This is a genomic window from Acinetobacter sp. YH01018 (genome assembly GCF_013420295.1).
Lineage (GTDB): Bacteria > Pseudomonadota > Gammaproteobacteria > Pseudomonadales > Moraxellaceae > Acinetobacter.
The window spans coordinates 1-9,167 of record NZ_VOYL01000068.1 but is presented as its reverse complement, the minus strand read 5'-3'; the positions used below and the strand labels follow the sequence as shown (position 1 = coordinate 9,167).

The 9,167-nt window shown below is 42.9% G+C and carries 6 protein-coding genes and 1 pseudogene; 1 reads left to right on the top strand and 6 read right to left on the bottom strand.

The window, feature by feature from the left end:
• Window positions 1-270 precede the first annotated feature (270 nt).
• From FTT83_RS14675 to FTT83_RS14650, 6 genes are all read right to left on the bottom strand, one after another.
• A complete protein-coding gene (locus FTT83_RS14675) occupies window positions 271-1,629 on the bottom strand; it encodes an ATP-binding protein (protein WP_180044455.1) in 1,359 nt (452 codons plus the stop codon).
• Entirely contained in the window at window positions 1,629-2,291 is a 663-nt protein-coding gene (locus tag FTT83_RS14670; RefSeq protein WP_086194903.1) for a response regulator, read from the bottom strand. The genes FTT83_RS14675 and FTT83_RS14670 overlap by 1 nt, the downstream gene beginning before the upstream one ends.
• A gap of 140 nt (window positions 2,292-2,431) precedes the next feature.
• Window positions 2,432-3,739 carry a TolC family protein gene (locus FTT83_RS14665; RefSeq protein WP_104442406.1) on the bottom strand — a complete coding sequence of 436 codons (1,308 nt, stop codon included), beginning with the start codon at window positions 3,737-3,739 and terminating at the stop codon, window positions 2,432-2,434.
• Window positions 3,736-4,062, bottom strand: coding sequence for a DUF3240 family protein (locus FTT83_RS14660; RefSeq protein WP_016165445.1), 327 nt, complete (start codon window positions 4,060-4,062; stop codon window positions 3,736-3,738). Before FTT83_RS14660 ends, FTT83_RS14665 begins: the two co-directional genes overlap by 4 nt.
• Window positions 4,055-7,138, bottom strand: a complete 3,084-nt coding sequence (locus FTT83_RS14655; protein ID WP_180176800.1) for an efflux RND transporter permease subunit — start codon at window positions 7,136-7,138, stop codon at window positions 4,055-4,057. Before FTT83_RS14655 ends, FTT83_RS14660 begins: the two co-directional genes overlap by 8 nt.
• Before the next feature lie 10 nt (window positions 7,139-7,148).
• Window positions 7,149-8,387 carry an efflux RND transporter periplasmic adaptor subunit gene (locus FTT83_RS14650; protein WP_180176799.1) on the bottom strand — a complete coding sequence of 413 codons (1,239 nt, stop codon included), beginning with the start codon at window positions 8,385-8,387 and terminating at the stop codon, window positions 7,149-7,151.
• A gap of 604 nt (window positions 8,388-8,991) precedes the next feature.
• On the opposite strand from FTT83_RS14650, the pseudogene FTT83_RS14645 reads away from it, so the two are divergent.
• Window positions 8,992-9,167: pseudogene (locus FTT83_RS14645) on the top strand (IS3 family transposase); the annotation flags it as partial.

Below are 9,167 nucleotides of genomic sequence, written 5' to 3'. Positions count from 1 at the left end.
AAATGGACAATGCCGGTGACAAACTGGGGGCAAACCATCACACAGTTATCGATTTACTTTGAAGGCAGGCTCGATGATATAATTAAACTCTAGCCAATTCGGCTGACACAGAATTTTGAACGCTCTCATTTATGCCGATTTTCACTGTCATATTGCAGCCTCTTATCTAAGTGTAGGATCGCGAGCTTATTTGACCTCTGTCACCACACGTAGTGGTGACAACCTAATTTAAAATTTTAAAAATTACTCTTGGGTACTATCTTAGTACAGTTATTTATTTTTGATTTTAAACTCAATCCTAATCACCAGACCGCCAATGGCATCTGCCCGGCGGGACTCAATTTTTCCGTGGTATAGATCGACAATTTGCTTAACAATCGATAAGCCTAGACCACTGCCAATAACTGTACTGTTCTGATTCACTCTATAAAATCTTTGAAAAATCAGAGGTATTTGTGCTTCATCCAAACCGATTCCATTGTCCTCAATCTGCACAAAACTATAATTTTCAACACAGCCACAACTAATTTTAATGAGACACGGACGTTCCTGGCTACGATAGATAATGGCATTTTCTAAAAGATTACGGAGCATAATTTCCAATTGATCCATTTGTGCCATGACCAGGGCTGACTCCAGTTGTAGCTGTAAGTCAATCTTTGCCTGACGAAGCTGAAAATCCATCATCGCAAGGGTACTTTGAATCATATTAACCAGATCAACCGGGCCTTGAATTTGTTGACCATTGGGTTCTATCCGGGCCAAGGTCAGTAACTGCGTGATCATTCGTGAGGCCTTATCAATGCCAATGATAATGTCCTCTGCTGCTTCTCGTGCCTCCTCAGTAGAACGTGCACTCTGCAAAACTTGTGCATGCAAACGGATCGCCGCCAAAGGTGTACGTAACTCATGGGCTGCATTTGAGGTAAAACGTTTTTCACGTTGCATGCTTTCTGCAACTTCACTCAATAATGTATTTAATGACTTCACCAAAGGTTCGATTTCTTTGGGCACGACAGGGTTGATGGGTTTTAAATGTTCAATCGACTGCTTTTCCAGATTTTGACTGATACTGAATACAGTGGACAAATTGCTACGTACGGTCTGCAAAATCAGCCAGGACAATAATGGTAAAAAAAATGCTGAAACCACTATTAAAAATAGTAGCATATCTCTCTGGATATCCTGACGGATGGTCCAGACCTGTGCAATTTGTACTTGTATAGTGTGAGTGCTGTCCCAAACCGAATAACTGCGATAGGTTTGATTGTGAATTTTAATCCAGCCAAAGTTGGCTTGCTGAACAAAGGGGTGTGTGTCCACGCCAACCGAACGATAAATCAACTTGCCATTACGATGCCAAATCTGAAATATAATCTGATTATAATGCTCACCTTGAGCTTTCTCGATGACAGTATGGTCAGGGATTCGCCCTTCCAGTGAACTTGAAGTGGTCGAGAGTAAAGCATGGGCGGTTTCGACCAGTGATTTATCAAAGATATTGTTCGCCGTGCGCTGCATTCCCCAGTAGATACAGCCTAGACTACCCACCCAGACAGTGGCGGTGATAACCAGTAAAATCAATGAGAGACGCCGGGTCAATGAATAACTGCGGATGAAATTGGCCATCAATAATTTTCATCCATAATATAGCCAAAACCCTGTACTGTACGGACAATGTTTTTTCCAAGCTTGCGCCGTAAATTATGAATATAGACCTGGATCACATTGCTGCTTACATCCGCATCATAGGCATAAAATGAGTTTTCTATGCTCTCCCGTGAAATAATCCGGCCACGGTTAAGAATAAAGAGTTCCAGCAAGTGAAATTCTTTCTGAGTTAATTCAACTTCAGTTTGATCTCTCAGTACCTGTTTGGTCGCTTTATTAACTGCAATATTGCCAATCTGAATCAAATCACTCACTTCACCTGAAATACGGCGCAATACCGCTTGAATCCGTGCAATGACTTCATACAAATCATATGGCTTAACTACAAAATCATCTGCTCCTGCATCCAAACCTGAAATACGCTCCTGAATTTTATCCTGAGCAGTCAGAATAATAACGCCTACTTTATTCTTTTTACGGCGCAGTGACTTTAAAACTTCCAATCCATTCCGGTCTGGCAAACCTAAATCAAGCAAAATAAACTGATAATCATAACTCGCCAAAAAATGATAGGCTTGCTCTGCTGTGGTGGCGATATCGACCACAAAATTTGCATGATCTAAGCCCCGTGCTGTCGCCTTAGCCAGTAAGGCATCGTCTTCAACTAACAATATTCTCACGTCTGAGCTACCTTCTCATTCTGCTACTTATAAGCCTATATTTATTTCTGTGAAAGCGGCAGGTACTCTGGCCCAAGAAAGACAGAACACCAACCGAATAATGATCATACAAGGCATTGATATATCAGCACTCTACTATTTTACTCTGCCTGATGATCCTCATGTAAAGGCCATAACTGATGCGAATTCAGCAATAGTAAACTCAAGCTTTCTGCATAATCAATTTTGGCTTGATCAATTCGACCGCGCGCATCAACCAGTTGCTGTGAATGAAGTAACAGTTCATTTAAACTCAATTCACCAAGCTTATATGCTTTTTGCATCAATCCATGTTGTTGCTGTAACTGTGCCAAATTCTGTTGAGCCTGCTCACTCCGTACAGTTGCCGACTCCATCTGCGTAAACCAGTATTGCGTTTCCTGACGCAAACGGTTTTCTACTCGTCCGATCTCAAAATTGGCCTTTTGAGCTTCCGCCATGGCCATACCAGAAGCTATACGCACTTGCCGACTGGCGAGTGGAATTGAAACGCTCACACTCATCAAGTTTTCAACGCCAGACTGTTCACGACTATAGCCCACTCCGACCGTAGGATTAGGTACCCGATTGAGTTGCTCTCTTTTGACTAATGCATCTTGCTGTGCTGCCTGTGTTTTAACCAGCTCAAGCTCATGGTTGGCAGACAAAACCTGCTGTATCCATTCAGTCTGTGTATATTCGAGTGGTCGAATTTTGATGACATCACTGCTCCAGTGTTCTGGAATATTTCCCTGATAATCACGTGACAATAACTGCTGTGCTTGATAGTAAGCTGTTTTAGCCTGCATATATTGCTCTTCGATTTGCCGCGATTCATTGCTAAGTAGCATCAGTTCCAGTCGTGGGGCATCTCCAGCACGAATACGCTGCTGGGTCATTTGCATATAGTGCTGTATTCTTGCTTGCTGTTCCTCTAAACGCGTCAATTGCAAAGCACTGCGCATATATGCAAACCACTGATTTAGCAAATTTTTGGCAACTTCATGTTTGGCATCTTCATATTTTAATTCCGCAATACTCATCCCTCGTTGCGCCAAATCCTGATCCAGCTCGTATTTGCCAGGCAAACGAATCTGCTTTTCAATACCAAAGCTCGGCTCATAACTATTGGACTTTGTTTGACCATCCTGGGCGTTGCTGTTACGAAGCTGCATGCCTGCACGCACGGTCCAGGGATGGCCCAGTTTTAGCCCCTGTCCTGCAAAATTGGCATAGTCCTGGTCCGAAACTGCCGATCGAACAGTTGGATGCTGTAACAAGCTCTGTTTGACCGCATCGAGTTGCGGCAAGACTTGATCCAAAGCGGGTTCCGCGGATACGACAGAAGTCATCATCACACAACAGCCCAAGCCCAGTAAACGTAAGGCTTTACCCAGCAAACGGGGTTGAGTCGCTATCTCTGGTTTCATTCGTTCACTTCTCCTTGACCAGCATAACCCGATGTTATGGTTGGTAATACCCAATAGAAACAGTCACTTGATTTAAATTTCTTTTGGATATGGGCTAAAACTAAAGGTACAGTTGCGAGGGGTAAAATCAACAGAATCAAATTACGCTCAGTTGCACCCCGAATTTTTTCTTGAATGTTGCGATAATGTTGGCGGCTGCCGAAACCTTGTGCCGGGATACAGGTACATCCTGTCACAATCTCGGGAATAAGCCATAAATGGCTCATTAATTCTTCCGCAATATCACTGGAGATGTTGATAGAGAGTTGGCACATTTCAGACATGAGTATCTCGCACTAAACCAAATTGTTTGAACAAGTTAGGAAGTAAAATCAGCGTCAGTAAGGTGCAGGAAATTAATCCCCCAATCACCACGATCGCCAATGGACGCTGAATTTCAGCACCTGGCCCAGTGGTAAAGAGCAAGGGAATTAAACCCAAAGCCGCGATACTTGCAGTCATCATTACTGGACGTAAACGTCGCATCGCCCCCTCACGAACCACTTCTTCAATTGCAACGCCGCGTGAAATGAGCTGGTTAAAATAACCGATCATCACCAAACCATTCAGTACGGCAATCCCCATTAATGCAATAAACCCAACAGAAGCAGGTACCGATAAATATTCACCGGTAATGGCTAAGGCTACGACTCCCCCAATTAAAGCAAAGGGAATATTCACAAAAACCAGTACTGCCTGACGAACAGACCCTAAAGTTGTAAAGAGCAGGAAGAAAATCATGGTCAACGCTGCAGGGACAACCAGCATCAGACGCGCTGCTGCACGTTGTTGATTTTCAAACTGTCCACCCCATTTCAATGAATAGCCGGCCGGTAATTTAACTTTCTGGGCAACCTGCTGTTTTGCTTCCTCGACAAAACCAACCAGATCCCGGTCACGCACATTGGCACGGACAACGGACATTCTTGAAGCATTTTCCCTGTCAATTTTGACGACGCCTTCAGTCTTGACCATTTCTGCTAAAGAGGACAACGGTACAGCCGCTGAGTTTGCAACAGGTAAATTCATGTTCGCGAGGGCAAAACTGGATTGTCCCAGACGTGGATCACCTTTCATCATCAATGGAACTGGTCGCCCCTGTTCAATAATCGAACTAATCTGCTGCCCTTCAATGAGCATTTTGAGTTGTGCCTGTATGCTCTGACTATCTAACTGATTGCGGACAGCCATATCACGACGAATACGTAATTCCTGATATTGCACCCCAGAATTTTCCAAAGTCATGACATCTTCACTGCCTTTGATCCCTTGTAGAACGGTAGAGATTTGCTTAGACAGCTGATTCAGCTGATCTAAATCGGTACCAAAAATTTTGACGGCCAAATCTCCACGTACACCCGATAACATTTCTGAAGTCCGCATTTCAATCGGCTGACTAAAGGTGAGATTGACCCCAGGAACATCGGCCAATACATGGCGAATTTTGGCTAAAATCTGCTCCTTACTTTGTCCCTGCCACTGATCTTGCGGTTTCAAAATGACAAAGCTATCGGTTTCATTTAAGCCCATAGGGTCAAGGCCCAGTTCATCCGAACCGGTTCTTGCCACAATGCGGGCCACTTCTGGAACTTGTTTTAGAATTCTTCTTTGAATGTCCAGATCAAGTGCAATCGAATTTTGCAGGCTGATCGATGGCATTTTTTCCAGCTGCAATATGGTGTCACCTTCATCCATGGTTGGCATAAAGGACTTACCAATGAGTGGAAAAATGAGTGCAGCAACCACCAAAGCACCTCCGGCCAAAGCATAAACACGTTTCGGATGGGCCAAACTTGCATTTAACACCTTGCTATATGCCTGTTCCAGCTTAGCAACAATATACGGCGTGTGATGTGCTTGAGATTTTAAAAAATAGGAACACAGCACCGGAATAATCGTTAATGAAAAAATCAGTGAGCTCGACAATGCAAAGACAATGGTCAGTGCCACTGGAGAGAAAAGCTTCCCTTCCAGACCTTGCAACGTCATTAACGGAATGAAGACCAGCATAATAATGATCATTCCTGCAGTCACCGGCACCGCCACCTCACAAACTGCGCGATAAATGACATTCAGCGGGGGTAAAAACGAACGGTGTTTGGACTCGTGTGCATCTGCCAGTTGCATTTCGATATTTTCAACCACCACAACCGCCGCATCGACCAGCAAACCAATGGCAATGGTTAAACCACCCAATGACATCAGGTTGGCACTTAATCCAAACTGACGCATCATTAAGAAAGTACTCAACGCAGATAAAGGTAAAATCGCAGCAACAACCAAAGCGGCTCTTAAATTGCCTAAAAACAACAGCAATAAAATCAGGACTAATACAATCGCCTCGACCAAGGTTTTACTCACGGTATGAATGGCACGATTCACCAGTTCACCACGGTCATAAAAAGGCTTGATCGTAACGCCCTGGGGTAAGTTTTTCTCAATGTCATGCAAATGTTCACGCACACTTTGCACAACCTGACGTGCATTGGCGCCTTTTAAGGTGAGGACAATCCCTTCAACAGCTTCACCCTGACCATTTTCGGTTACCGCTCCGTAACGGGTAAGGGCACCGGTATGAACATCGGCGACATCCTTCACTTGCACCAGCGTCCCCTGATGATTGGAAACAATAATCTCACCCAGCTCTTGTAAATTGGTGACACGACTATCGCTACGAATCAGTAATGATTCTCCATTTTCATTCAGACGACCCGCACCGTCACTTACATTATTTAATTCAATTGCTTGTTTTAACTGATCAAGAGATAGACCTCTCGACGCCAGAGCATCCAGGTTGGGTGTCACTTCAAAGGTACGTGCCAAACCACCTAGGACATTGACATCCGCTACCCCTTCAATTTTTCTGAGCTGTGGACGGACGACCCGATCGAGCAAGGTTCGTTTTTCCATATCACTCATAGGACCATGTAAAGTGAACATAAAAGATTCACCTAATGGTGTCGTCATAGGCGCAATCCCGCCTGATGCATTGCTAGGTAAAGCTGACATGACTCCAGTCAAACGCTCATTGACCTGTTGTCGGGCCCAATAAGGATCTGTCCCTTCTGCAAAATCCAGGGTAATGATTGCAATGGCATATTTAGATTGTGAACGTAGTACAGTTTGATGAGGGATTCCCAACATTTCCTGTTCTATCGGTACCACAATACGGCTTTCCACCTCTTCTGGCGTCATGCCAGGAGATTTCATCACAATTTGAACCTGTGTGCTTGATACATCGGGAAAGGCATCAATCGGCAATTTGGTAAATGCCAAATAACCCGCAACACTGATTGCCAGACCCAATAACAGCATTAGGATTCGTTGACTCAGTGAAAATGCAATAATACGTTTTAACATGTGCCTAACCTCAATTCACCGCAGTGCTACTGCTGGCAGGTGGTGCCTGCTCTGCACCGAAACCTGACCAAACGGCTTTTAGACGTTCGACACCCCTCACAGCAACTTGAATTCCAGGTTTTAATGCATTTCCAATCACATGACTTTGCTGCTGGTTCGCCCCCACCAATTCCACAGGCGTTGCCACGAAACCATTTTGGTTCTTGATAAAAATGAAGTGCTTGTTATCTTTTAAAGTTAAGGCAGCACTCGGTATTACCCATGCGGTTTTTGTTGTCGGGTTATGGCTTTGAATATTCGCTTTAACAAACTGTTGTACTTTTAAACAGTTATCCTTGGCCTGCATTTGGACTAGAACATTTTGAGATTGCGTATTGCCTGAAAGTGCTGGTGCAATTTGTTGTACCAGCCCGGTAATTTCACATCCCTCAACTTTGACCAAATCGCCAATCTGGATATATTTGCTATCCGCTAAAGGGGCTTGCAACATTAATTGCAAAGGTAGATCACTATTCACCAACTGACCCAGTACTGCGCCGGTTTCTACATATTGACCTGCGGATACCTGTAAACTTTCTACACTACCTCTGGCGGGACTTTTAACATACACCACGGGATTCAATCCCTGACTGCTACTTCCGCCCATAAACTGCAACATGCGTTGCTTGGCATTCAGATCAATATTCAGTCGTTGCACTACATTCTGGGCTTCCTGTACACGTTTTTCAGCAATAATCCCTTCTGCATATAAACTGCGTTCACGTGCCAAATTTTGGCTGGCTAATTGCAGTTGTGCACGAATTTGTAAAATTTCATTTTGAATCTGAATTAAATCGGGACTGTGAATAGCCAGTACAGGACTATGGAGACCAACTTCGGCTAAAGGTTGCACTAGTACCTGTTGCACTATACCCGCTACAGGACTCGTTAAGACCACTTTACTTTGAGGTGACCACTGCGCTTGCCCCTGCAAAGTCAGGGCGAGTTGTACATCTCTTGTCGCTTGTCCTAAAGTTTGTAATTGAATACCTGCTTGTTGAATCTGTGTGGGCGAAATTAAAATCTGATTAACAGACACATCTATTGTCTCTGTTTCATTGGCGACTACATTTTGTGTCTTTGATTTTTCCGCTTTATTTTTATTTAGTAGTAAACTGCTGCCCCACCAAATTCCTAAAATCACCAAGACCAATGTGCAAATACTGATAAATAGTTTTTTATTTCGTAATACACTCACTTGCTGACTCACTGATCTACCCTCAAAAATATTTTCCCTCAGGGTAAAATCAAGTTCTTAAGATCTAATTAAATTTGAAAATTCAATTTTTTCGAGGCTTAAGCAAATGCTGGGTCGTAAAACTGTAGAAGTAAAAATTATCAAAGATGCCTTAGAGATTGCCCAGGCAAAAAGTACATATCGCAGATGCCCTTATTGCTACCCGGCGATACCCCACAGAACAATTGACATACTCGCCCCACCTACGCAAAAGGTGAGCTAGTACAACTCTAGTCCTTCTCTTTTTCAAGTCAATTGCTTATCCGCTATTCAGGTTAGTAAAAGATATTTAAATAAAATCCCTACAATGTAGGAAAAATTCTTCCATATACTTTACTTTCTGAACTTTAATCATTATTTTTTAAAAGCAAAATTAATCATGCACGATTTTAATCTGAATTAATTCAGATTAAAATCAACTACTTATATAGATATTTTTTATTTTTACTTTATTATAAAAATTATTAGGCTAAATTAAAATCAAAACTCAGAGGTGGATCAGGAAATTTGAACAACACCTATAAGTGATATTTTGCTCCCCAAATGATGTTATAAACATCGATATAAGGAGTATTTTATGGCACGTAGACCAAGAAGAAATCATTCAAATGATTTTAAAGCTAAGGTAGCACTTGCTGCGATTAAAGCAGAAAAAACACTTGCTGAATTGAGTGCTGAATTTGATGTTCATCAAAACCAAATTATCGACTGGAAAAATCAATTGATTTCGGCTTCCTCGCAAGCCTTCGATCA